This is a genomic window from Streptomyces sp. NPDC025833 (genome assembly GCF_055558055.1).
In genome coordinates this window covers 372,377-396,323 of sequence record NZ_JBVHNF010000001.1, presented here as the reverse complement: position 1 = coordinate 396,323, position 23,947 = coordinate 372,377, and the positions used below count along the sequence as shown (strand labels likewise).

At 75.0% G+C, this 23,947-nt stretch carries 19 protein-coding genes and 2 pseudogenes; 13 read left to right on the top strand and 8 right to left on the bottom strand.

Annotation, left to right across the window (positions count from 1 at the left end; translation table 11 throughout):
• Positions 1-246: 246 nt before the first annotated feature.
• Positions 247-1,425 (top strand): transglycosylase family protein, encoded by a 1,179-nt coding sequence (locus ACZ4K2_RS01715; RefSeq protein WP_467472498.1) that lies wholly within the window; start codon positions 247-249, stop codon positions 1,423-1,425.
• Here the strand turns inward: ACZ4K2_RS01715 and ACZ4K2_RS01710 are convergent.
• Entirely contained in the window at positions 1,415-2,923 is a 1,509-nt protein-coding gene (locus ACZ4K2_RS01710) for a DMT family transporter (RefSeq protein WP_467472500.1), read from the bottom strand. The genes ACZ4K2_RS01715 and ACZ4K2_RS01710 overlap by 11 nt on opposite strands.
• A 229-nt stretch (positions 2,924-3,152) precedes the next feature.
• Between ACZ4K2_RS01710 and ACZ4K2_RS01705 the strand changes: the two genes are divergently transcribed.
• The 6 genes from ACZ4K2_RS01705 (at position 3,153) to ACZ4K2_RS01680 (ending at position 11,924) form a co-directional block, all read left to right on the top strand.
• Positions 3,153-3,905: a (2Fe-2S)-binding protein gene (locus ACZ4K2_RS01705; RefSeq protein ID WP_467472503.1), complete on the top strand. Its 753-nt coding sequence runs from the start codon at positions 3,153-3,155 to the stop codon at positions 3,903-3,905.
• Positions 3,906-3,945: 40 nt separating this feature from the next.
• Positions 3,946-5,097 carry a glycogen synthase gene (glgA, locus tag ACZ4K2_RS01700; protein ID WP_467472506.1) on the top strand — a complete coding sequence of 384 codons (1,152 nt, stop codon included), beginning with the start codon at positions 3,946-3,948 and terminating at the stop codon, positions 5,095-5,097.
• A gap of 50 nt (positions 5,098-5,147) precedes the next feature.
• The gene (glgC, locus tag ACZ4K2_RS01695; protein WP_467472509.1) at positions 5,148-6,368 is read left to right on the top strand and encodes a glucose-1-phosphate adenylyltransferase; all 1,221 of its coding nucleotides are present in this window, start codon (positions 5,148-5,150) and stop codon (positions 6,366-6,368) included.
• 126 nt (positions 6,369-6,494) lie between these two features.
• Entirely contained in the window at positions 6,495-8,816 is a 2,322-nt protein-coding gene (locus ACZ4K2_RS01690) for a GH92 family glycosyl hydrolase (RefSeq protein WP_467472512.1), read from the top strand.
• A 147-nt stretch (positions 8,817-8,963) separates the two neighbouring features.
• Positions 8,964-10,295, top strand: a complete 1,332-nt coding sequence (locus tag ACZ4K2_RS01685) for a wax ester/triacylglycerol synthase family O-acyltransferase (RefSeq protein ID WP_467472515.1) — start codon at positions 8,964-8,966, stop codon at positions 10,293-10,295.
• Positions 10,296-10,421: 126 nt separating this feature from the next.
• Complete coding sequence (locus tag ACZ4K2_RS01680; RefSeq protein ID WP_467472518.1) at positions 10,422-11,924, top strand: SDR family NAD(P)-dependent oxidoreductase; 1,503 nt, start codon at positions 10,422-10,424, stop codon at positions 11,922-11,924.
• Positions 11,925-11,986: 62 nt separating this feature from the next.
• Here ACZ4K2_RS01680 and ACZ4K2_RS01675 read toward each other — a convergent pair.
• Positions 11,987-12,370 (bottom strand): annotated as a pseudogene (locus tag ACZ4K2_RS01675) (hypothetical protein); the annotation flags it as partial.
• 487 nt (positions 12,371-12,857) lie between these two features.
• On the opposite strand from ACZ4K2_RS01675, the gene ACZ4K2_RS01670 reads away from it, so the two are divergent.
• Together ACZ4K2_RS01670 and ACZ4K2_RS01665 are read left to right on the top strand one after the other, a co-directional pair.
• Positions 12,858-13,031 carry a hypothetical protein gene (locus ACZ4K2_RS01670; RefSeq protein ID WP_467472520.1) on the top strand — a complete coding sequence of 58 codons (174 nt, stop codon included), beginning with the start codon at positions 12,858-12,860 and terminating at the stop codon, positions 13,029-13,031.
• 56 nt (positions 13,032-13,087) lie between these two features.
• Positions 13,088-13,573 (top strand): GNAT family N-acetyltransferase, encoded by a 486-nt coding sequence (locus ACZ4K2_RS01665; RefSeq protein WP_467472523.1) that lies wholly within the window; start codon positions 13,088-13,090, stop codon positions 13,571-13,573.
• Positions 13,574-13,582: 9 nt separating this feature from the next.
• On the opposite strand, the gene ACZ4K2_RS01660 is transcribed toward ACZ4K2_RS01665, so the two are convergent.
• Positions 13,583-14,935: an amidase gene (locus ACZ4K2_RS01660; RefSeq protein ID WP_467472526.1), complete on the bottom strand. Its 1,353-nt coding sequence runs from the start codon at positions 14,933-14,935 to the stop codon at positions 13,583-13,585.
• Positions 14,936-15,269: 334 nt separating this feature from the next.
• Here ACZ4K2_RS01660 and ACZ4K2_RS01655 point away from each other — a divergent pair.
• Positions 15,270-15,494 (top strand): annotated as a pseudogene (locus ACZ4K2_RS01655) (glycosyl hydrolase-related protein); the annotation flags it as partial.
• A 43-nt stretch (positions 15,495-15,537) separates the two neighbouring features.
• On the opposite strand, the gene ACZ4K2_RS01650 reads toward ACZ4K2_RS01655, so the two are convergent.
• Positions 15,538-16,959 carry a lipase maturation factor family protein gene (locus ACZ4K2_RS01650; RefSeq protein WP_467472528.1) on the bottom strand — a complete coding sequence of 474 codons (1,422 nt, stop codon included), beginning with the start codon at positions 16,957-16,959 and terminating at the stop codon, positions 15,538-15,540.
• Positions 16,960-17,061: 102 nt separating this feature from the next.
• On the opposite strand from ACZ4K2_RS01650, the gene ACZ4K2_RS01645 reads away from it, so the two are divergent.
• Both ACZ4K2_RS01645 and ACZ4K2_RS01640 read left to right on the top strand, forming a co-directional pair.
• The gene (locus ACZ4K2_RS01645) at positions 17,062-17,994 is read left to right on the top strand and encodes a DUF6777 domain-containing protein (RefSeq protein WP_467472531.1); all 933 of its coding nucleotides are present in this window, start codon (positions 17,062-17,064) and stop codon (positions 17,992-17,994) included.
• Positions 17,995-18,171: 177 nt separating this feature from the next.
• Positions 18,172-19,035, top strand: coding sequence for an Fpg/Nei family DNA glycosylase (locus ACZ4K2_RS01640; RefSeq protein ID WP_467472534.1), 864 nt, complete (start codon positions 18,172-18,174; stop codon positions 19,033-19,035).
• A 171-nt stretch (positions 19,036-19,206) separates the two neighbouring features.
• Here ACZ4K2_RS01640 and ACZ4K2_RS01635 read toward each other — a convergent pair whose 3' ends face one another.
• Together ACZ4K2_RS01635 and ACZ4K2_RS01630 are read right to left on the bottom strand one after the other, a co-directional pair.
• Positions 19,207-19,722 carry a hypothetical protein gene (locus tag ACZ4K2_RS01635; protein WP_467472536.1) on the bottom strand — a complete coding sequence of 172 codons (516 nt, stop codon included), beginning with the start codon at positions 19,720-19,722 and terminating at the stop codon, positions 19,207-19,209.
• Positions 19,723-19,870: 148 nt separating this feature from the next.
• Positions 19,871-20,419 carry a sigma-70 family RNA polymerase sigma factor gene (locus ACZ4K2_RS01630; RefSeq protein ID WP_467472538.1) on the bottom strand — a complete coding sequence of 183 codons (549 nt, stop codon included), beginning with the start codon at positions 20,417-20,419 and terminating at the stop codon, positions 19,871-19,873.
• Positions 20,420-20,695: 276 nt separating this feature from the next.
• Between ACZ4K2_RS01630 and ACZ4K2_RS01625 the strand changes: the two genes are divergently transcribed.
• Complete coding sequence (locus tag ACZ4K2_RS01625; protein WP_467472540.1) at positions 20,696-21,847, top strand: CapA family protein; 1,152 nt, start codon at positions 20,696-20,698, stop codon at positions 21,845-21,847.
• 9 nt (positions 21,848-21,856) lie between these two features.
• Here ACZ4K2_RS01625 and ACZ4K2_RS01620 read toward each other — a convergent pair whose 3' ends face one another.
• A complete protein-coding gene (locus ACZ4K2_RS01620; protein WP_467472542.1) occupies positions 21,857-23,296 on the bottom strand; it encodes an amino acid permease in 1,440 nt (479 codons plus the stop codon).
• Between the two features lie 125 nt (positions 23,297-23,421).
• Positions 23,422-23,892 (bottom strand): universal stress protein, encoded by a 471-nt coding sequence (locus tag ACZ4K2_RS01615; protein ID WP_467472545.1) that lies wholly within the window; start codon positions 23,890-23,892, stop codon positions 23,422-23,424.
• Positions 23,893-23,947 lie beyond the last annotated feature (55 nt).

Genomic DNA, 23,947 nt, shown 5'->3' with positions numbered 1-23,947 from the left:
AGCCCACGGCTCCGTCAGTAGGGCCCCCCGCCCATCCTGACGCGGGGCCACGGCGGGCGCACATCCGGCCCGCCCGGCACGGGTGCGCGACGCGGCCGCCGTCCGCCCCGGTCACCGGTGACGCGGCGCGAACAAGGGCCGATTACGGCCACTTGACCGCGGTGAGAGGCCGGTTTCCCGTCTTGTCATGGCCTGTTCGGGGCGCTTACTTTTGCCGCTCCTGACGCTTGCGAGGGGATCTCGGACATGGCCGTACGCGGCCGGCACCGCCGGTACCAGCCCAACAGGATCAACCGCGCCTCACTCACCGTCACGGCGGGCGGCGCGGGCCTCGCGCTTCCGCTGGTCGCCGCCGGTGTCGCGAACGCCGCCGACGCGGCCACCTGGAACAAGGTCGCCGCCTGCGAGTCCAGCGGCAACTGGAGCATCAACTCGGGCAACGGCTTCTACGGCGGGCTCCAGTTCACCCAGTCCACCTGGGCGGCGTACGGCGGTACGCACTACGCGCCGCGGGCCGACCTGGCGAGCCGGGACGCGCAGATGGCCGTAGCCGAGAAGGTCCTGGACGGGCAGGGGCCGGGCGCCTGGCCCGTCTGCTCCGGCCGGGCCGGACTGACCCGGGGCGGCGGCCCCGACGTGCACACCGAGTCCGTGCACACCGACTCCGCCGCGACGCGCCCGGCACACGGCACCCCGGGCTCCGGCATCCGGAAGTCGTCTTCCGTGAAGGACGTGCAGCCGCAGTCCATCCCGCAGTCCCGGGCGGGCCGCGCCGAGATGTACACGGTGGTGCACGGCGACAGCCTCTCCGGCATCGCCGGGGAACAGCACGTACGGGGCGGCTGGCGCGCGCTGTACGCGGGCAACCGCGGCACGATCGGCGCCGACCCGAATCTGATCATGCCGGGGCAGCGGCTCAGCCTGGACGGCGCCCGCACCGGCACACCGCCCAAGTCCCCGAAGAAGAGACCGCCTTCCGAGCACCCCACCACGCACCACCACACCCCGCCCCCGACCCGGCACGCGCTGGTCGCCCCGGTGGCCGCGTCCATCGGCACGGGCTACCACGTGGCGGGCTCCCACTGGTCGAAGGGCTACCACACCGGCATCGACTTCCTGGTGCCGACCGGCACCTCCGTCAGGTCCGCCGCGGCCGGTCACGTGGTGGCCGCGGGCTGGGGCGGGTCGTACGGCTACCAGGTCGTGGTCCGCCACTCCGACGGCCGCTACACCCAGTACGCCCACCTGTCCGCCATCTCCGTGCGGGCCGGCCAGAGCGTCACCGCGGGCCAGCGCGTCGGCCGTTCCGGTTCCACCGGCAACGTCACCGGCCCGCACCTGCACTTCGAGGTGCGGACGGGACCGGAGTTCGGCTCGGACGTCGACCCGCTCTCCTACCTGCGGGCCGGCGGCGTCAGGATCTGACCTCGCCGGGCCGCCGCTCCCGGACCGGCAGCGGGGCGAGGATGCCCACGGCCAGCAGGGCGTAGGACGCCCGGAGCACGCTGTCGGGCGACGGCTCGCCGCCGTCGCCGTCCGCACCGCTTCGGGCCCGGCCCGCCGCGAGCAGCCGGCGGGGGAACGGCCGCTCCCGCCGCCCGGCCCGCGCCGTCCGGGCGTGCCCGGCCGTGCGCTGCCCCGGCACCCCGGAGCGCGTCCGCGCGGCGGCCCGGGCCGGTTCGGCGCCGGCCGGCTCCTGGTGCGCCGGGTCGCCGCGGTGCGGTGACGGGACCGCCGGGAGGACGGCGGGCGACGGGAGGACCGGTGGCGGGGCGGCCGGCACGGCTGCCGCCGCCTCCTCGGCGGTCCCGCCCGGCGCCGTGCAGGCCACCGGCAGCTCCGCCGAGGCCGCGTGTTCCGCCGCGGCCGCCACTTGCGCCGCGGCCGCCACGTCCGCCGAGGCCGGCAGCTCCGCACCGCCTCGCCACTCGCGCGCCACCGGCAAGTCGTCCGCCACCGGCAAGTCGTCCGCCACCGGCGACTCGTGCGCCACCGGCAACTCGTGCGCCGCCGCGACGGCCGCCGACGTGCCCACCGACGCCGCCGAGTCCGCCGCCGCAGGGGTCACGCCCGCCGATGTCCCCGTCGCCGTGCCCTGCTCCAGCCGCTCCGTCGTCAGCATGATCAGGCCGCCCGCCGCCACCACCCCGCAGCCCAGGGCGAGCACGGTGCCCGTGGTGCCGTGGCGGAACGTCTCGCCGAACATCAGGATGCCGACGGCGGCGGCCAGCATCGGGTTGACCACCGTCGCCGTCGCCAGCGGGGCGGCGAGGCCGCCACCCCGGTAGGAGGCCTGGGACAGCACCACGCCGGCCACCGTGAACAGGCCGATCACCGCCACGGAGGGCAGCTCGTCCAGGCTGGGGCCCTGCGACCAGTCCACCGCCACCGTCTTGGTGAACACCGACGACATGCCGAACGCGATGCCGGACCCGGTGGCGAGCAGCACGCTGCGCACCGCGGGGTGCCGGTGCGCGGCCAGCGCCGCGAGCACGAGGGCGACGACCGCGCCGCCGGTGACCACCGCGACCGCCACCCGCTGCGCCGGGGGGAGGGTGTGCCCGGAGGAGGCGCCGACCAGGGCCAGCAGGCCGGCCAGGCCCACCGTGGCCATCAGGGCCCCGCGCCAGGCGGTCGCGCCGGCCCGGCGGCCCACGCACAGCGCCGCCATCGGCAGCGCGAAGACGATGGTCAGCGCGCCGAGCGGCTGGACCAGGCTGAGCGGCCCGCAGGCCAGCGCCACGACGTGCAGCAGACCGCCGAGGCCGTTGAGCCCCAGCGCGCCCCACCAGCCCGGCCGGCGCAGCGGCAGGTACGCGCCGTCCGGCGACGACACCGCGACCTGCTCCTGCGCGATCGCTCCGCCCGCGTAGGCGAGGGCGGAGACGACCGACAGGAGCACGGACAACGCCAGGGCGCTCATCGGTGTCTCCTCTGCGGGCGGCGGACGTCCCGGGCCCGGCGCGGCGTGCGGTCGGCTTCCATGACGAACACTCTGCCCGTTCGGCGCCTTCCCGTCGTCGTACTTGAGCACGCAATGCGTCCTACTACCGATGGAGTACGCCGCCCCGGCGTTCATCCCCCGGAGGGGTGCCCGCGGGGCCGTCACCCGCCGGAACGCCCGGGCCGCGGGCCTGGTACCTGTAGTCGTCGTGGAACTCGACGCCGGTCTCACCGCACTGCGCCCCCTGGGCGCCTTCTTCGCCCTGCGCACCGCGCCCCCGGCGGCCGGCGCCGCCGGACCGCGCACGCCGCCGACCCTCGCGGAGGGGTACGCGGGCGCGGCCCCGGACGGGCAGCCGGATCCGCTGGCCCTGCGGGTCGCCACGGTCGGGGAGCGGCTGGGCACCCCCGAGGCGCGGGTGGCCGCCTCCATCGCCCAGCAGGGGCTCGCCGCCCGGCTGTGGTCGGCGGCCCTGGGCTGCGCCGTCCTGTACGGCCGGGTGCCCGACCTGGACCCGCGCCTGCTGCGCTGGGACGCCCTCGCCGCCGCCCCCGACGACCTGTGGCTGACCGCGCTGCGCCCGCTGCCCGCCGACGCGGCCACGCTCGCCGGCACCGTGCTGCACGGCCATCTGGAGCCCCTCGCGGCGGCGCTGAGGGACCGTTACGGCACCGCCCCGGGCCTGCTGCGGGGCAACGCGGGCTCCGCGCTCGCCGCGGCCGCCCGGGAACTGGGCCGCTGGGCCCGCGCCCACGGCCGTACCGACGTGGCGGCCCGCACCCGCGCCCTCACCGGTGAGCTGTTCGCCCACCCGCTGCTCGGCGCCACCGGCGTGCGCACCGGCACCGCCTTCCGGCGGCGCAGTTGCTGCCTGTACTACCGGGTACCCGGCGGCGGGCTCTGCGGCGACTGCTGCTTCACCCGCCCGCCGCGCTCTTCCCCCGGCGGCGCATCCGGGTGACCATGAAGGGAAGACACCACCGAGACAAGGGGTTTGACGGGTGCGAGTGGGACTGCTGACCCGGGAGTACCCTCCGGACGTGTACGGAGGCGCGGGCGTCCACGTCGAGTTCCTCGCGCGGGAGCTCGCCCCCCTGGTGGACCTGGAGGTGCACTGCTGGGGTGAGGGACGCGGCGCCGGTGTCGTGCGCCACCGGCCCTGGCCCGCCCTGGACGGGGCCAACGACGCGCTGCGCACCTTCTCGGTGGACCTCGCCGTCGCCGCCGCGCTGGAGGGCCGCGAACTGGTCCACTCCCACACCTGGTACGCCAATCTCGCCGGGCACGTGGCCAAGCTGCTGTACGGCGTGCCGCACGTGGTGACCGCCCACTCGCTGGAGCCGCTGCGCCCCTGGAAGGCCGAGCAGCTCGGCGGCGGGTACGCCCTGTCGAGCTGGGCCGAGCGCACCGCGATCGAGGCCGCCGACGCGGTGATCGCCGTCTCGGGCGCCATGCGGGAGGACGTCCTCGCCTGCTACCCGGCGCTGGACCCGGCCCGCGTCCACGTCGTGCACAACGGCATCGACACCCGGCTGTACCGGCCCGACCACGGCACCGGCGCCCTCGCCCGGCACGGCATCGACCCGGCCCGGCCGTACGTCCTGTTCGTCGGCCGCATCACCCGGCAGAAGGGCGTGCCCCACCTGCTGCGCGCGGTACGGGACATCGACCCGGGCGCGCAGGTCGTGCTGTGCGCGGGCGCGCCCGACACCCCCGAGATCGACCGGGAGTTCCGCGAGCTGTTCGAGGAGCTGCGCCGGGTGCGGGCGGGCGTGTTCTGGATCCCGCAGATGCTCCCGCGGCCCGAGGTGATCCAGCTCCTCACGCACGCGGCCGTGTTCGTCTGCCCCTCGGTGTACGAGCCGCTCGGCATCGTCAACCTGGAGGCGATGGCCTGCGGCACGCCGGTGGTGGCGTCCCGGGTGGGCGGGATCCCCGAGGTCGTGGCGGACGGCCGTACGGGTCTCCTGGTCGACGCGGACGACGGGTTCGAGCCGGCGCTCGCCCGGGCCCTGGACACCGTCCTCGCCGACCCGGAGGCGGCCCGGCGGATGGGCGAGGCCGGACGGGCCCGCGCGGTCGGCGAGTTCGGCTGGGACGCGGTGGCCCGGCGCACGGCCGCGCTGTACGAGGAGACGCTCGGACAGGCCTGATCCGGCCCGCTCGGGGCATCCGTTGGGCAACCAGGGTGAGGGGAGCGGCCATGCGTCGTGGAGGGCCTTCGGTACTCGGGATCGTGCTGGCGGGCGGGGAGGGCAAACGCCTGATGCCGCTCACGACGGACCGCGCCAAGCCCGCGGTCACCTTCGGCGGCACGTACCGGCTCGTGGATTTCGTCCTGTCCAATCTCGTCAACGCCGACGTGCTGCGCATCTGCGTGCTGACCCAGTACAAGTCGCACTCGCTGGACCGGCACATCACCACCACCTGGCGGATGTCCAGCCTGCTCGGCAACTACGTCACCCCGGTCCCCGCGCAGCAGCGCCTCGGACCGCGCTGGTACCTGGGCAGCGCCGACGCGATCCTGCAGTCGCTGAACCTGGTCCACGACGAACAGCCCGAGTACGTGGCGGTGTTCGGCGCGGACCACGTCTACCGCATGGACCCCCGGCAGATGCTCGCGCAGCACATCGAGAGCGGCGCGGGCGTGACGGTGGCCGGGATCCGGGTGCCGCGCGCGGAGTCCTCGTCCTTCGGCGTGATCACCCCGGGGTCCGACGGGCGCACCGTCGAGCGCTTCCTGGAGAAGCCCGCCGACCCGCCCGGCCTGCCGGACGACCCCGGGTGCGTCTTCGCCTCCATGGGCAACTACGTCTTCACCACGAAGACGCTCGTCGAGGCCCTGCACCGGGACGCCGAGGACCCGGAGTCGGTGCACGACATGGGCGGTTCGATCCTGCCCCAGCTCACCGCGCGCGGCGAGGCCGCGCTGTACGACTTCAGCGACAACCACGTCCCCGGCGAGACCAGCCGCGACCAGGGCTACTGGCGGGACGTGGGCACCCTGGACGCCTACTACGAGGCGCACATGGACCTGATCGCCGAGCGCCCAGCGTTCAACCTGTACAACCGCCAGTGGCCGATCTACACCCACTCGGGCCAGCTCTCCCCGGCCCGCTTCGGCGCGGGCGGCATGGCGAGCGAGTCCATCATCAGCGCGGGCTGCCTGATCCGCGGCCAGGTGACCCGGTCGGTGCTCTCTCCGGGCGTCCGCGTCGACCCCGGGGCGGTCGTCCAGGGCTCGGTCCTGCACGACAACGTCCGTGTCGGCCGGGGCGCGGTGGTCCGCGGGGCCGTCCTGGACAAGAACGTCGAGGTCCCGCCGGGCGCCACGATCGGCGTCAACCCGGAGCGGGACGAGGAGCTGTACACCGTCTCGAAGGGCGGTGTCATCGCGCTGGGCAAGGGGCAGCGGGTGACCTGACCCGGGCGCCGCCGGCGGCGCCACCCGCGCGACGCGTCACGCGCCGAGCCCCCCGAATCCCCGGGTTCCCGGCGTCGGGCCTTCAGGATGCAGGCAACGACGCCCAACCTGCGGAGGTCATCCGACATGAGAGGGACCCGGCGCACGCGGCTGTGCCTGGCCGGGGTGATGGCAGCGTCCGCGCTGATCGCCACCCCCGCCGCACGGGCCGCAGAGCGGACCGACGGCCACCTCACCGACCTGGTCAACCCGTTCATCGGGACCCAGAACGAGGGCAACACCTTCCCCGGCGCGGCCGTGCCCTTCGGCATGGTGCAACTCTCCCCGGACACCGGGCACAGCACCGGCTACGACTACACGCAGCACCGGATCCGCGGCTTCTCCCTGGTCCACCTGTCGGGCGTGGGCTGCCGGATCGGCGGCGACCTGCCCGTGCTGCCCACCACCGGCGACGTCACGCAGACGGACCAGGCCCGGTACGCGGCGGCCTTCTCGCACGACGACGAGGAGGCGAGCCCCGGCTACTACCGCGTCGGCCTCGCCTCCGGCGTCCGCGCCGAACTGACCGCGACCGCCCGCACCGGCGTGCAGCGCTACACCTTCCCGGCAACCACCAAGGCCAACGTCCTGCTGAACGCGGCCCAGTCGCTGCACAAGCCGGGCGGCAGCCGGGTGGAGATCCTCGACGACCGCACCGTGCGCACCGAGATCACCGGCCACGGCTTCTGCCGGGACACGGGCCCCTACACGGTCCACACCGTCACCCGCTTCAGCCGGCCCTTCACGGCCTACGGCACCTGGGACGGCCGGACCGTCACCCCCGGCGCCCGCAGCGGGGCGGGCGGCGCCTACGTCCGGTTCGACACCACCGGGGACCGCACGGTCGAGGCGACCACCGCCCTGTCGTACGTGGACGCGCGCGGCGCCGCGGCCAACCTGCGCGCCGAGGGCGGCCGGTCCTTCGACGCCGTGCGCCGGCGGGCCCGCGGGGAGTGGGAGCGCAGGCTCGGCGGCGTCCGCGTCACGGGCGGCACCGGCACGCTGCGCCGGACCTTCTACTCCGCGCTGTACCGGTCCTACCTCGCGCCCAACGTGGGCAGCGACGCCGACGGCCGCTACTTCGGCTGGGACCGGCGCCCGCACCGCGCGCGCGGCTTCACCTACTACCAGAACTGGTCGCTGTGGGACACGTACCGCACCCAGATCCAGCTCCTCGCGCTGCTCGCGCCGCGTGAGGCACGGGACATGGCCCGCTCGGTGGTCGCGGTCGACGAGGACGGCGGCTGGCTGCCCAAGTGGGGCTACGGCCCGGTCGAGACGAACATCATGAGCGGCGACCCGGTCACCCCGTTCCTGACCACCGCGTACCACGCGGGGCTCCTGAAGGGCTTCGAGGAGCGGGCCTACCGGGCGCTCCGGAAGAACGCCGACGGCGTGCCGCCGGCCGCGTACCCGGGCATCGGCCGGGAGGCCAACGCCGAGTACATCGCCCACGGCTTCGCGCCCTACGACAAGGACCGGCCGTACGCCAAGATGGGCGACTCCGACTACCACCACGGCGCCTCCGTCACCCTGGAGTACGCGCTCGCCGACGCGATGCTCGCCCAGATGGCCCGCGGTCTCGGCCACCACGGGGACGCCGCCCGCTACGCCGCGCGGTCGCGGAACTACCGCAGCGTCTTCGACCCGGCCACCGGCTTCTTCCGGGCGCGCGACGCCTCCGGCGCCTTCACCGGCTCGCCCGACCCGGCCGGCGGCACCGGGTTCCACGAGGGCACGGCCTGGCAGTACCAGTGGCTCGTCCCGCAGGACGTGCCCGGGATGGTCGGCCTGATCGGCGGCACGCGCGCGGCCAACGCGCGGCTGGACTCCTTCTTCGCCTACGACCGGCTGCTCACCGACCCGGCGCGCACCGCCCGCGAGGCCTGGGTGCACGGCGACCCGTACGCCTACTACAACGCCGCCGTCTACAACCCGATGAACGAGCCGGACCTCATCGCGCCCTACACCTACCTCTCCACCGGCCAGCCCTGGAAGACCACGGATGTGGTGCACGCGGCGCTGACCCTGTTCACGGACGGCCCCACGGGCATGACCGGCAACGACGACCTCGGCACCATGTCCGCCTGGAACGTGCTGTCGTCGATCGGCCTCTTCCCGGTCCAGCCGGGGAACGACACCTGGGGTCTGACCACGCCGGTCTTCGACCGCGTGGACCTGCGCCTGGACCGCCGGTACTGGCCGGCCGGGCGGCTGACGGTGACCGCGCCCGGCACCTCGGCCGCCGACCGCTACGTCCAGGCCGTGCGCATGGACGGCACCCCGCACGCCCGCACCTACCTCACCACCGGCGCGCTGCGCTCACTGCGCTCCCTCGACTTCACGGTCGGCCCGCGCCCGTCCGGGTGGGGCACGTCACCCGGAGCGGCGCCGCCCGTCCTCAAGTGACCCCGACGTCTCCCGCGTCCCGCCGCCTCCACCGGCGGCGGGACCCGACCTGACGTTAACTATGCGTAGCGTGATCGTAATTGACCGTAATCGTCCGGCGGAGTTTGACTGCGTCATCCACCCGTCGCCGACGCGTGAGGCAAGCCCTTGACCGCCGACCTGCTCGCTCCTCTCGACCTGGCCTTCTGGAACATGGAGTCCGACCGGTACCCCATGCACCTCGGAGCGCTCGGTGTCTTCGCCGCGCACTCGCCCACCGCGGGCGCCCACGCCGCCGACCTGCTCGCCGCCCGCGCCGCCGCCGTACCCGGCCTGCGCATGCGCATCCGCGACGTCTGGCAGCCGCTCGCCTTCGGCGGCGCCGCCCGCGAGAGCGACCCGGACTTCGACCCGCTGCGCCACGTCCGGCTGCACGCCCCGGCCGACGACTTCCACGCGGTCGCCGGCCGGCTGATGGAGCGCCCGCTGGAACGCGGCCGGCCGCCCTGGGAGGCGCACGTGCTGCCCGGCGCGGACGGGGTGTCCTTCGCGGTGCTCTTCAAGTTCCACCACGCCCTCGCCGACGGGCTGCGCGCGCTGAAGCTCGCCGCCGGCGTGCTCGACCCCGTCGACCTGCCCGAGCGCGCGCCCCGCCCCGTCGAACCGCCGCGCACCCCGCTGTCCGACGTGCGCCGGCTGCCCGCGCTGGTCCCCGGGCTGCTCAGGGACGCCCTGTCCGACGCGGGCCGGGCCCTGGACATCGGCGCCTCGCTCGCCCGCTCCACCCTCGGCATGCGCCCCTGCGCCGCGCTCACCTCCGGGCCCAGCGGCACCCGCCGCACCGCCGGGGCCGTCGTCGACATCGACGACGTGCACCGGGTCCGCAAGAGCGCCGGCGGCACGGTGAACGACGTCCTCGTCGCCGTCGTCGCCGGGGCCCTGCGCCGCTGGCTGGACGAGCGCGGCGACGGCAGCGAGGGCGTCGCCCCGCGCGCCCTGATCCCGGTCTCCCGGCGCCGCCCGCGCACCGCGCAGCCGCAGGGCAACCGGCTCTCCGGGTACCTGATACGGCTCCCGGTCGACGACCCGGACCCGCTGCGGCGGCTGGCGGCGGTGCGCGCCGCGATGGTCCGCAACAAGGACGCGGGCGCCGACCGCGGGGCCGGCGCGGTCGCCCTGCTCGCCGACCACGTGCCCGCGCTCGGGCACCGGCTCGGCGGACCGCTCGTCGGGCAGGCCGCGCGCCTCTGGTACGACATCCTCGTCACCAGCGTGCCGATGCCGGGCATCGGGCTGCGGCTCGGCGGCCACCGGCTGACCGAGGTGTACCCGCTGGCGCCGCTCGCGCCGGGACAGGCGCTGGCGGTCGCGATCTCCACGTACCGCGGGAGCGTGCACTACGGGCTGGTCGCCGACGCGCGGGCCGTGCCGGACCTGGACCGGCTCGCGCGCGCGGTGCCGGCCGAGGTGGAGACGCTGCTGTCGGTCTGCGAGCGCTGAGCACCGGCCCCGCGGGGCCCCGGAGAGCGGTTTTGGTCCCGGGGCCCCGCGCTCCGTTAAAATCCGCTGTTCGAAAGCGGGCGCGAATCGGAGCGCCGCGCGGGTGATCAGGGAAGCGGCAGCGCGATGACGGTGACAGAGGACGGCTCGGCGTCCATGGACGAGATGGTCTACGGGCCCGGCATCGACCCGGAGCGGCTGGCCGTCTGCCTGAGCGTGCTGGAGGAACTGGACCGGCTGGAGGTCGACCACCCCGACGCGGTCCTGGTGCGCCGGGCCACCTCGGCCATCTACCGCACGGTCAAGCAGCGCCGCCGCCAGGAGCGCCGCGCCGCCAAGACCGCGCACGACCGCTCCGTCACGGAGGCCACCGCCACCGGCTCCGCCGAGCGCATCGACGACGAGACCGAGGGCATCCTGCCCTCCTCCAGGACCGCCTCCGGCCGGATCGCGGGCATACTCCAGCGCCCGCGCTCCTGCTACGTCTGCAAGCAGCGCTACGTCGAGGTCGACTACTTCTACCACCAGCTCTGCCACAAGTGCGCCGCCGAGAACCGCGCCAAGCGGGAGGCCCGCGCCGACCTCACCGGCAAGCGCGCCCTGCTCACCGGCGGCCGCGCCAAGATCGGCATGTACATCGCGCTGCGGCTGCTGCGCGACGGCGCGCACACGACCATCACGACGCGGTTCCCCAAGGACGCCATCCGCCGCTTCAAGGCGATGGACGACTCGGCGGACTGGATCCACCGCCTGGAGGTCGTCGGCGTGGACCTGCGCGACCCGGCCCAGGTCGTCGCGCTGGCCGACCGGCTCACCGAGGCGGGCCCGCTGGACATCCTGATCAACAACGCCACGCAGACCGTGCGCCGGCTGCCCTCCGCCTACGCCGCCCTCGTCGAGGGCGAGAGCGCGCCGCTGCCCGCCGGTGAGCTGCCGCCCCACCACGTCATCGGCGCCTTCAACTCCGGCGCGGTCGGCGAACTCGGCGGGCCGGCCGCACTGCCCGTCGGGACCAGCGAGCTCGACGCGCAGCAGGTCGCCGACCTCGCGCTGGTGGCCGGCAACGCCAGCGTCGCCCGCCACCTCGACGGCACCGCGATCGACGCGGGCGGCCTGCTGCCCGACGTCGTCGACACCAACACCTGGGTGCAGACCATCGAGCAGATCTCCCCGGTGGAGCTGCTGGAGACCCAGCTCTGCAACTACACGGCGCCGTTCATCCTCATCAGCAGGCTCCGCCCGGCGATGGCCGACGCCGCCGGGAAGGCGGCGAGCGGACGCGCGTACGTCGTGAACGTCTCGGCCATGGAAGGCGTCTTCGCCCGCGGCTACAAGGGCGCGGGCCACCCGAACACCAACGCCGCCAAGGCCGCGATGAACATGGTGACCCGGACCAGCGCCGACGAGATGTTCCAGGCCGACGGCATCCTCATGACCTCCGTGGACACCGGCTGGATCACCGACGAGCGCCCCCACTACGACAAGCTGCGCCTCGCCGAGGCCGGTTTCCACGCCCCCCTGGACCTGGTCGACGGCGCCGCCCGCGTCTACGACCCGATCGTGCGCGGCGAGGCGGGGGAGGACCTGTACGGCGTCTTCATGAAGGACTACGCGCCCGGCAAGTGGTGAGCCGCCGGGCGGGTGACGGGCCCGTCCCGGTGCGGGGCCGCGGCCGGTCCCCGGCCGGCCGGGCCGGGCCGGCCGTGGCGGGCGGCCACCAGTTCCAGCAGGGTGCGCCAGTCCTCCAGGACGCCCGCGTCGAAGCCGGCCGTCCGGGCCTCCTCCTCGGCCTGGCGCAGCCTCGGCAGCTCGTCGCCGGCCGGGTCCGCTTCCCCGCGGACCAGCCGGGACACCCGCTCGCCGAGCAGGGTGCGCACCGCCTCGGCCGCACGGCGCGCACCCGCCGCCGCGTCGCCCGGGCACAGCACCGGCCCGATGCCCCGCACCAGCCCCGCCACCTGGAGTTCCTTGTCGGCGGGGCGGCCTCTGCGCAGCAGCGCGGCGGTCCGCAGCGCGTGCCGGTCCCGGCCGCCGTCCAGCAGGTCCATCAGCTCCTCGACGCTGCGCAGCTCCATGCGCCAGTCCTTCCGCGAGTCAGCCGTTGCGCCGTCAGCACACCATGGCGAGCTTGCCGACCGGCCAACGGCGCCTGAACTGAGCCGGGCCCGGCCGTCGGTCGGCGGCCGACCCGAAGAAGCGTTCACCCGGTAAGCCGAGCGGGTGAATCCAGGCATCGCCCGAGCGGGTTCCTTGTCATAAAAAGCCCCATATTGAGGGGTGTTGGACTCCTGGTGGAAACGCAGGGCTTACCCCTTGTTTGCATTCCCTATCGAGCGGATGCCCGCTCATTTGGTTAATCTGGAGTCGACGGACACCGTACGGGTCCCACCCACACCCACCGTCCGTCCTGGGGCGAGCCGGTTCACAACGGCCTGCTCTGACAGAGACACCGGCGCCACCGCGTCCGAACTGGCCTTCCAGAAAGACCCGAGCGGGCGTCCAGCGCCGAGGCGCAGACTGCCGGTACGCCCCGAGGGTGACCCGACACATAAGGAGTGCGCGGTGACACCGGAGAAGACGAATCGCGAGCAGCGCCCCGCGGAACACACGGAGCGCCCGGGCCGCAGGCCCGGAGAACTCGGCAGCCTCGACGTGTGGGCCCGGTCCGCCCCGATCCGCCTGGCGGGGTACGAGGACGACCTGGCCGAGCCGCACATCCTGCCGAGCGTGGACTGACCCCCGGGCCGGTACGCGTCGCGATCGCCCCGCATGGGCGTGGCAGACTCACGCCCATGCCGATCAGAGAAGCAGTGGCCGCCGACTGGCCGCGGATCTGGCCCTTCTGGCACCGGATCGTCGCCGCCGCCGACACCTACGCGTGGGACCCGGACACCACCGAGGAGGCGGCCCGGGAACTGTGGATGAGCCCGGCCAAACGGGTCTACGTCGCCGAGGACGAGACCGGCGCCGTGGTCGGCTCGGCCTACCTCGCCCCCAACTACGGCGGACCCGCCGCCCGCGTGGCCAACGCCGGTTTCATGGTGGACCCCGACCACGCCGGACGCGGCGTCGGCCGGTCCCTCGCCGAACACGTCCTGACCGAGGCCAGGACGCACGGCTACCGCGCGATGGTCTTCAACGCCGTGGTCGAGACGAACCCCGCCGTCGCCCTGTGGACCTCCCTCGGCTTCACCGTCCTGGCCACCGTCCCGGAGGCGTACGAGCACCCCCGCCACGGCCCGGTGGGGCTGCACATCATGTACCGGGCGCTGGACTGACGCCCTGCCTCACCACCCCGCGGGCGCCGGCGCCGTCCGCCGCCACGGCATCAGCTCCTCCAGCTCCCGCGCCAGGTCCAGCAGCACCGGCTCGGAGCCCGGCCGGCCCACGAGCTGGACGGCGCAGGGGGCGCCGGAGGGCAGCGCCCCGGCCGGGACGGACATCGCCGGCCAGCCGGTCAGGTTCCACGGCGGAGTGAAGGGCGCGTAGGCGGAGTTGGCGAGGACGTTGCGCAGCCAGCCCCGCTCGTGCCACGGCCCCGCCTTCGGCGAGCGGCGGGCCAGCGCCGGGGTGAGCAGCACGTCGTGCTCCGTGAAGAACGGCGTCAGCCGGGCCCGCAGCCGCTCCCGGGCGGCGCCGGTGCGCACCGCGCCCTCGAAGCGGCGGCCCAGCGCCGCGTGCACCCGGGTCCGCCGGGCGAGCCGGGCCGCGTCCAGGCCCGCCGCGTCCACCGCCGTACCGGCCGTCCAGTGCCGCAGCGCCGTCACACCGAGGGAGAGCGGGTACGGCGGCTCGGCCCGCCGCACCCGGTGACCGGAGCGGGCCAGCGCCCCGGCCGCCTGCCGCACCGCGCTCGTGTACGGCCGGCTCACGCCCGGCCCGGCGACCGGGCTGCGCAGGGCGACGGCGATCCGCCGGGGCCGCCGCTCCTGCCGGAGCGCGAACCCCGTGCCGGCGAGGACCGCGAGCATCAGCCGCGCGTCCTCGACCGTGGTGGCCAGCGGGCCGTTCTCCGACATCCCGAACCAGTCGCCGTTCCCGATCCCCGCCGGCACGACGCCGAACCCGGGCTTCAGCGTGACCAGTCCGCAGTTCGCGGCCGGGATCCGCAGCGAGCCCATCCCGTCGTTGCCGAGCGCCAGCGGCACCATCCCGGCGGCCACGGCGGCCGCGCTGCCACCGGAGGAGCCGCCCGCGGTGCGGGCCGGGTCCCACGGGTTGCGGGCGGTGCCGTACGGGCCCTCCGTGGTGCCGAACACGCAGAGTTCGGGCACGTTCGTCAGGCCGACGACCACGGCACCGGCCGCCCGCAGCCGGGCCACCGTCACGTGGTCGGCACCGGCCGGGGTGTCCGGGGTGGCGGCGGAGCCGTCGCGGTGCGCCTCACCGCGCACCGCCAGATTGTCCTTCACGGCCACCGGCACGCCGGCGAGCGGGAGTTCGGCCAGGCCGGTGCGGGAGCCCACCTCGTCGGCCTCGGCGAGCGCGGCCGCGGCCCGGACCTTGCGGAACGCCCCGATCCGGCCGTCGAGCCGCTCGATCCGCGCGAGGTGGTCGGCCACCACCTCCCGGGGCGTGACCCGCTTCCCGCGGACGGCGGCGGCGATCTCGGCGGCACTCCGGCCGGCCCAACTGGCCACGGACACTCCTCGTTACTCATCGGTACAGACCCGTAGGGAGAACTGTGCACGCCGGCCCGCGCCGCGTCGAGAGGCCGGCGGGACCCGCCCGGCCGGTTCCGCGTGCGAGCGCCACCGCTTCGGCGCGGGCCCGCCGGCCGGGCGGGGGCGGCGGTTCGGACCGCGCGTCACGGGGGAGCCCTGCAACGCCCGGGGCCGCCACCCACCCCGGTGCTCGGCACGACCGCCATGACCGACCGGAGCCCCCGAGGGAGCACCCCGCATGCATGACGACCGCACGCTGGTGGAAGCCCGCCTCAGGCGGGTCCTCGACGAACGCGTCCGCCCCGACGGCGGCGGCGGGGACATGGTCGTCCGCTTCCACGAGGCCCTCGGCGGCCGGGCCCGGGCCACCCTGACGGCCGGTTTCGAGATCGCCGGGGTGGTGCCGGCGGACCTGCTGGAGCGGCCCCTCGCCGACGCGGCGCCGCCCGCGTGCGACGATGAGCGGATCACCGTACGCCTGCGGCCGTTCGAGCTGGTGACCCTGCGGCTGCGCAGGCGCCCCCTCGCCCCGTGAGCCCCTGCCCCCGCGAGGGCACCGCGACCGGGGGCCCTCGCGGTCACGGGCGCCGGACCGTGCCCGCCAGTCGCGTCGGCGGCAGGTACTCCCGCACGAACACCCGCTCCCAGCACGCCCCCGTCTCCCGCAGCTCCCGCCAGGTCGTGAACCGGTAGCGGAACAGCCGGGCCCGGACGTAGCGGGGCGGGGTGTCCGGCGGGAACGGCGAGCGGCGGAGCAGCCTGAGCGTGTCCGGGTCGTTCTCCAGCAGGCGTTCCACCAGGCCGCCGAACCACTCCCCGGCGTAGCCGGGGGACAGCGCCGCGAACCACATCAGCCAGTCCAGGCGCAGGTGGTAAGGGGCGAACTGGCGCGGCCAGTGCCGGGGGTCGCCGGGCTTGCCCCGGAACGCGTACTCCCGCCACTCCGAGTCGTCGCGCGGGGTCTCGTCCAGCGTGCCCTCGACCACCACCTCGTGGCGCACCCGGCTGACGCTGCCGAACGCGCCGTAGGTGTTCACCAGGTGCAGCGGGTCGAACGAGCGGTTCATCACCTGGCGGCGGGAGACCATGTTCAGCACCGGGCGGTGGCTGAGGAAGAGCAGCAGCGCGGCGACGGCCAGGACCAGCACCTCGTACCACAGCGGCGCCGGCGGCACCGGGGGCGCCGTCGTGGGCAGCCGGAGCGCGGACAGGGCCAGGACGACGGTGATCCAGTTGAGCCAGGAGAAGTTGCCCGAGAGCACCAGCCAGAGCTGGGTGACGATCATCAGGGCCGCGGCGGCCGAGGCGACCGGCTGCGGGGCGAACAGCAGCACCGGTACGACCAGCTGGGTGACGTGGTTGGCGGCCACCTCCACCCGGTGCACCGGCTTCGGCAAGTGGTGGAAGAACCAGCTCAGCGGGCCCGGCATCGGCTGGGTCTCGTGGTGGTAGTCCAGGCAGGTGAGCTTGCGCCAGCAGGCGTCGCCCCGGAGTTTGATCAGCCCTGCGCCGAACTCCACCCGGAACAGGATCCAGCGCAGCAGGAACAGCACGACGACCGGTGGGGCCACCTCGCCGTTGCCCAGGAAGGCGGCCAGGAACCCGGTCTCCAGCAGCAGTGACTCCCAGCCGAAGGCGTACCACGTCTGGCCCACGTTGACGATCGACAGGTACAGCGCCCACGGCACCAGCCACAGGACGATCCCGGCCCACAGCGGCAGTGCCGAGTCCGCCCCGGCGAGCAGGGCCGCCGACACCCCGCAGCCCGTCCACGCGCACGCCGCGAAGAACTGGTCGGAGTAGTGCAGATGGAACAGGCTCGGGGCGCGCCGGAAGCGCACCCGGGCGGTGAAGCGGGGGACCGGCAGCATGCCCCGTTCGCCCAGCAGGGCACGGAACTGGAGGGCCGCCGTCAGGAAGGCGACCAGGTACACGGCGGCCAGGGCCCGCTGGAAGACCAGCCGGCTCAGCCAGTAGCCGGGTGCGGTGAACCAGTCCACGGCGGTACGCGCCCTCCTGTGCGGCTGTTCCCCGAGTTGCCAGCCCGTCCCGTGCGATGCCCACAATAGGGCGTAATCACCCAAAGTAACGTGGAGTGTGCGGTGCGGATACCCTCCGGAACCATCGTCACGGTCGTGCTGTCGGCGGTGCTCCTGGCCGCCGGCTGCGCGGGCTCCGGCGTCAAGGAGGCCCGGGCGGGTGAGCTGGTCTTCCTCCAGGCCGCCACCGACCGGGGGCCCGAGCCCTTCACCCCCTCCACGGCCACGGATCCCACCGCCCCGGCGACTCCCCGCGGCACCGTCCCGGTCTCGGCCGCGGAACTCGCGGCGCCCCTGCGCGCCGCCCGCACCCTGTCCGGCGCGACACCCGGCCTGTACCGGGGCTCCCCGGGCGTCGCCGGCTGCGACGTCGAGCGGCACATCGGCCACCTGGCGGCGGACGGCACCCGGGCCGACGCCTTCGCCCGCGTGGAGGGCGTCACCCGGCAGACCCTGCCGGGCTATCTGCGCGGGCTGACCCCGGTGGCGCTCGGCACCGACACGCGCGTCACGAACCACTCCTTCCGCAACCGCAGGGCGGAGGCGTACCAGGCGGTGCTCCAGGCGGGCACTGCGGTCCTCGTCGACGACCGGGGCGTGCCCCGGGTGCGCTGCGCCTGCGGCAACCCGCTCGGACCGCCCGCCCCGACCCGCGGCGGGGCCGGTGCCCGGGGCACCCCCTGGCCCGGCTACCGGCCGAACAAGGTGATCGTGGTGGCCCCGGCGTCCCGGGCCGTCGCCGCCCTCACGCTCGTGGACGGCGCGAACCGCACCTGGACCGAGCGCCGGGTCGGCCCCGACGTCCGCCGGGACCGCGTCGTACCCCGCCCGGCGCGGACCGGAGCCGGCACGCCCCCCACCCCGCCGGGCCCGCGGCCCCGGGCCACCGGCCGGCCCGCCCCGGCCGGAACCGGCCCGACGGCCTCCCACCCCGGCGGCCCGGTTGACGCAGGCCCCACGCAAACCCCGTCACCCGCGCAGCCCGCCTCCCGCTGACCGTCGGGCCCGCTGTCCCGCCCGCGCTCCTCGTCCCGGCCGCGCCCGGTGCCGGCAGCGGGCCCGCCGGGCCCGGCGGCCGGCACCCCGTGGGAACCGGGGGCGCGCCGGGGCCGGGGCTGGTCCGTCCGGGTCGGGGCGCGGGGCGGCGTCGGTGGCCGGTGGCACTCTGGACGTATGCCGGAACTGCCCGAGGTACAAGCGCTGACGGACTTCCTCGCCGAGCACCTGGTCGGACGGCGGGTGGTGCGGGTGCTGCCGGTCGCCGTCAGTGTCCTGAAGACCTACGACCCGCCGGTCACCGCCCTGGAGGGCACCGAGGTGACGGCCGTGCGCCGGCACGGCAAGTTCCTGGACGTGGCGACGGACGGCGGGCTGCACCTGGTGACCCACCTGGCCCGTGCGGGCTGGCTCCAGTGGCGGGACCGGCTGCCGGACGGCCCGCCGAAGCCCGGCAGGGGACCGCTCGCGCTGCGGGTGGCGCTGGAGACCGGAGAGGGCTTCGACCTCACCGAGGCCGGCACCCAGAAACGCCTCGCCGTCCACGTCGTGGGCGACCCGCGGGAGGTGCCGGGCATCGCGCGGCTCGGCCCCGACCCGCTCGCCCCCGGTTTCGACGAGGAGCGCCTCGCCGGCCTGCTGTCGGGTGAACGGCGGCAGCTCAAGGGCGCCTTGCGGGACCAGTCGCTGATCGCGGGCGTCGGCAACGCCTACAGCGACGAGATCCTGCACGCGGCGAAGATGTCCCCGTTCAAGCTCGCCGCCTCCCTCACCCCGGAGGAGAACCACCGGCTGTACGCCGCGCTGCGCGGCACCCTCACCGAGGCGGTCGAGCGTTCCCGGTCGGTGGCCGCCGGCCGGCTGAAGGCGGAGAAGAGGAGCGGGCTGCGTGTCCACGGCCGGACCGGCGAGCCCTGCCCGGTGTGCGGCGACACCATCCGGGAGGTGTCCTTCGCCGACTCCTCGCTCCAGTACTGCCCGACCTGCCAGACGGGTGGCAGGCCCCTGGCCGACCGCCGGCTGTCCCGGCTGCTGAAGTGAGGCCGGGCACCGCCGGGGTGGCAGGTCGGCGCCTCCGCCCGCCGTAGCCCACCGGCCGCCGGCTCCGCCCGCGGTGGCCCACCGGGCGGCGCCCCGGCCGTCAGGACCGACCCGGCGGCGCCCCGGCCGCGCGGCCGCCCGCGTCCCGAGCCGGTGGGTGCTCCGGCCGCTTCAGAAGAGGTGGATCGCGAGGTGCCCGAGGGGCAGCCCGAGCCGCCAGGCCGGCGTCCACACCTTCGGCCCGTCGTCCTCCCCGGGCACCGGGCCGCCCCCCGGCACCGCGTCCAGGTCCGGCGCGAGCAGTTCGGTCTCCTCCAGCCAGCGCCAGGCGTCCGCGGCCAGCCGCAGGTCCGGGCCGGGGCCGCCGGCACCGGCCGCCCGGCCGGTCAGCTCGGCCATGCACGCCCGCACCCAGTCCTGCCACGGCTGGTCGTAGGCGGTCAGCGCCAGCCAGTTCTCCAGCTGGGAGACCACCCGGATGCCGGACAGCTCCCCGTCGCTGTCGGACAGGAAGACGGTCAGTGCCAGCGCGTCCCGGCCCGCCCGGAACTCGAAGGACGTCGGCGGCATCAGATCGCCGGTGCGCAGCAGCTCGTCGGCGATGTACTCGGCGTAGAACCAGGCCATCGGTACGGCCTGGCCGGCGCCGCCGGTGCCGTCCGTGCTCTCTTGACCTCTGTGCGGCATCCCTTCCTGCCCTTCCTCCGGTGCGTGCGCGTCGCCCGGGTCCGCCGGGGGTCAGTCCCCGGCGCCCGGAACGCGGATGAGGACAGCCCATTGCCCGAACGGGGGCCACAGCAAGGCGCTTTACCGAGGTTTGACCAGGCTTCCGGTTTCACCGCAGGTCGGCCGCATAACCCGGAAGGACCCGGCGCAGGGCGCGCAGCGCGTAGTACGCGCGGGACTTCACGGTACCGGGCGGGACCCCCAGGGCCCGCGCGGCCTCCGCCACACTGGCCCCGCGGAAGTACACCAGTAGCAGGACGTCACGGTGCTCGGGAGTGAGTGTCTTCACAGCCTCCCGGACGTCGAGCACCGCGGCGGCCCGCTCGGCGTGGTCGGCGGTCACCCGCGCGTCCTCCGGGACCTCGTCGCCGCTCTCGGGCGGCCGCGCGCGCCGGGCCCGCCGGGCGTCGATCGCGAGCCGCCGGGCCACGGTGAGCAGCCAGGGCCGTACCGAGTCGAAGCCGTCGGCGTGCAGGGCCTCGGGGTGCCGCCAGGCGCGCACCAGGGTCTCCTGGACGAGGTCCTCGGCGCGCTGGCGGTCCCCGTCGCAGAGCCTGAGCAGCACCGCGAAGAGGAAGCCGCCGTGCTCGCGCTGGAGCGCGGCCAGCTCGTGCCCGGCGGTCGTGGTCCCTGTGGTGCGTGAGGTTCCGGCCGTCATGGCCGTATGCCAGCGTGGGCCGCGGGCGGCGGACAGGGCGCGGACCCGGCCGTGCGCCGGACGGTCGATCGGAGCGGCGAACGGTCGATCACGGCGGCGGACGGCCGATCAGGGCGGCGCACCGCCGACGGCGGCGGCGCACGGCCGTACGGGCGGCGCGCCGGGCCGCCGGACGGGCTAAGGACGCCACCCGGGTCGTTTATCCGGCACATCAGCTTCATACCCATATGCCCGTCACGGCTTCGTCTGTATATACGACAACCCTGGGGTGAGTTGATGTTCGGACGCAGACAGCAGGTGGCCCTGGTCCTGACCGCCGTCCTCGCGGCCGGGGCCGCCTGCCAGAACCAGCACCAGGAATCCGGCACCCGCGGACAGCCGGCCCCGCCGGCCGGCGGCGACGGCGGCTTCACCCTCGTCGCCTCCGGGGCCGTCCTGCCGCACACCTCCGTCATCGAGCGGGCCGCCCACGACGCCGGCCGCACCGGCCACGACTTCCGGCCCATGCTCTCCGGCGTCCGGCCCGACGTCTCCCGCGCCGACCTGGCGCTCTGCCACATGGGGACCGTCTACGGCGCAGAGGGCGACTACACCGGCCACCCCGTCTTCAAGTCCCCGCCGCAGATCGCCGAGGCCCTCGCCGCGACCGGCTACGACAGCTGCGCCACGGCCTCGGCCCACGCCCTGGACGACGGCGCCGCCGGCATCGCACGCACCCTCGACGCGATGGACAGGGCCGGGCTGCGGCACACCGGGACCGCCCGCGGCGAGGCCGAGGCCCGCTCGGTCGGCCTGCTCCGGGCGGGCGGGGCCCGGGTCGCCCACCTGTCGTACACCTCCGGCACCGGCTTCCCCCCGCCGGCCGGACAGCCCTGGGCGGTCGGCGTGATCGACGCCGACCGGATCGTCGCCGACGCCCGTGCCGCGCGGCGGGGCGGCGCCGACGTGGTCGTGGTCTCCCTGGACTGGGGCACCGAGTGGCAGGAGGAGCCCGACCGGCTCCAGCAGACCCTCGCCCAGCGCCTGACGGCGTCGGCCGCGAACGGCCGCCCCGACGTCGACCTGATCCTCGGCACCCGCACCCACGTCCCGCAGGCGTACGAGAAGGTCAACGGGACCTGGGTGGTCTACGGGACGGGCGACCAGATCGCCGGCGGTACGTACGACGGCGAGGGCGCCGGGGACCCGCGCGGCAACGAGTCCACCCTCGCCCGTTTCACCTTCGCCCCGCCGGCCCGGCCGGGCGGCCCCTGGCGGGTCACCCGGGCCGAGTTCCGCCCGCAGCTCTACGACCCCGTCGCCGGGCGGGTCGTCGACCTCGGCCGGGCCGCCGCCCGGGACACCGGCCTCCAGCAGGTGCGCGACCGCGTCAGGGACGTGGTCCTCAGCCGCGGAGCCGCGCAGGACGGGCTGGTCATGGCCGGGTGAGCGGCCGGATCAGCCCGCGCCGCGACCGCCCGGCGCGCCCCGGGTGGCGAGCACCGAACGCCGGTAGGAGTAGCCGAAGTAGATCACGCAGCCGATGGCGAACCAGACCGCGAACCGCACCCAGGTCTGCCACTGGAGGAAGGTGATCAGCCAGATCGAGAAGACGACACCCAGCGCGGGCACGACCGGCATCCACGGCGTCCGGAAACCGCGCGGCAGGTCCGGCTGCCGGTAGCGCAGCACGATCACCGCCACGCACACCACGACGAACGCCAGCAGGATGCCGATGTTGGTCAGCTCGGCCGCCTCGCCGATCGGCACGAAACCGGCGATGGCCGCGGACGCCCCGCCGACGATCCAGGTCACCCGGGTCGGCACGTGCCGCGTCGGGTGCGTCTTCGCGAACCACCGGGGCAGCAGCCCGTCCCGGGACATCGAGAACCACACCCGGGTCACGCCCAGCATGAAGGTGAACATCACGGTGAGGATGCCGATGATCGCGCCCACCGCGATCACGTCGGCCAGCGCGCCCAGCCCCACCGACTTGAACGCCGTGGAGAAACCGCTCTCCGGGTCGATGTGCCGGTAGTTCTGCATGCCCGTCAGCACCAGGCAGGCCGCCACGTACAGCACCATGGAGATGACCAGCGAGTAGATGATCGCCTTCGGCATGTGCCGCCGGGCGTCCTTCGACTCCTCGGCCGCGGTCGACATCGCGTCGTAGCCGAACACCGCGAAGAACACGGTCGCCGCGCCCGTGAACGCCCCGCTGATCCCGAACGGGAAGAACGGGTGGTAGTTCCCGGTGTCGATGTGGAACACGCCCACCCCGATCACCAGCAGCACCACCAGCACCTTCAGGGCCACCACGAACGTCTCGAAGCGGGCCGCGCTGCGGATGCCCAGGTTCAGCAGCCAGGCGATCAGCAGGCACAGCAGCACCGCGAACAGGTCGACCCGGTGCCCGGCGCCGGTGCCGGGCGCCCCCAGCATCCAGCGCGGCAGGCCCGCGCCCATCTCCTCGACCAGGAAGCTGAAGTAGCCGGAGATGCCGATGGCCACCACGGCCACGATCGCCGTGTACTCCAGCAGCAGGTCCCAGCCGATGAACCAGCCCGCGAACTCGCCGAGCACCGCGTAGCCGTAGGTGTAGGCCGACCCCGCCTTCGGGATCAGGCCCGCGAACTCGGCGTACGACAGCGCCGCGCAGGCGCTCGCCACACCGGCGATCAGGAAGGACAGCAGCACCGCGGGCCCGGCGGTGCCGTTGGCCACCGTGCCGGCCAGCGTGAAGATGCCCGCGCCGATGATCCCGCCCACGCCGATCGCGGTGAGCTGCCACAGCCCCAGCGACTTCTCCAGGCCGGCGCCCTCGCCGGCCTCGGTCTCCTCGATGTGCTCGATGGGTTTGCGGCGGAGGATGCCTTCACCCGGGCGGATCCTGTCCATGCCTCACCTCTTCACCGACGGCAGCGGCTGACGGCGGATCATGATGTCCCGGCGGCGCCGCGCGGAGAAGACCGCACGCACGCCCCGGGACCGCCCCGGCAGGCGTACGCCGCCGGCGCGGCGCCCTACGGCACGACCGTCACCGGCCACCGGCCGGCCTTGACCAGCCGGACCGCGACCGAGCCGATGAGCCGGTGACCGGCCTGCTCCGAGGCGCCCACCACCACCGCGTCGGCCTTCAGTTCGTCCGCCGCCTTCACCAGCCCACCATAGGGATCGCCGCGGAAGGTGTGGAACTCCCAGCGCACCTCGAATATCCCCTTGACCCGCTCGGCCGACTCCCGGATCTGCGCGATCAGGTCCCCGGCGATCTCGTCGGTCGTCTCCGCCACCGGCGCCCCGAGCGCCGCCCCGGCCGCCAGCACCGGCTGCACGTACACCACGGCCAGCAGCGCGCGCTGCCGCCGGGCCAGACCACCGGCGTACGCGGCGGCGCGCAGCGAGGAATCGGAGCCGTCCACGCCGACGACGATGACCTTCGGACCGTCCGTGCCCCGCTCGAACGTGTGCGCGGGGTGCTCGTGCTGTTCCGTCACGGCCAGAGGCTATCGGAACGAACTGTTCCAGCCGATGCGCGGGGCCCGCTCGACG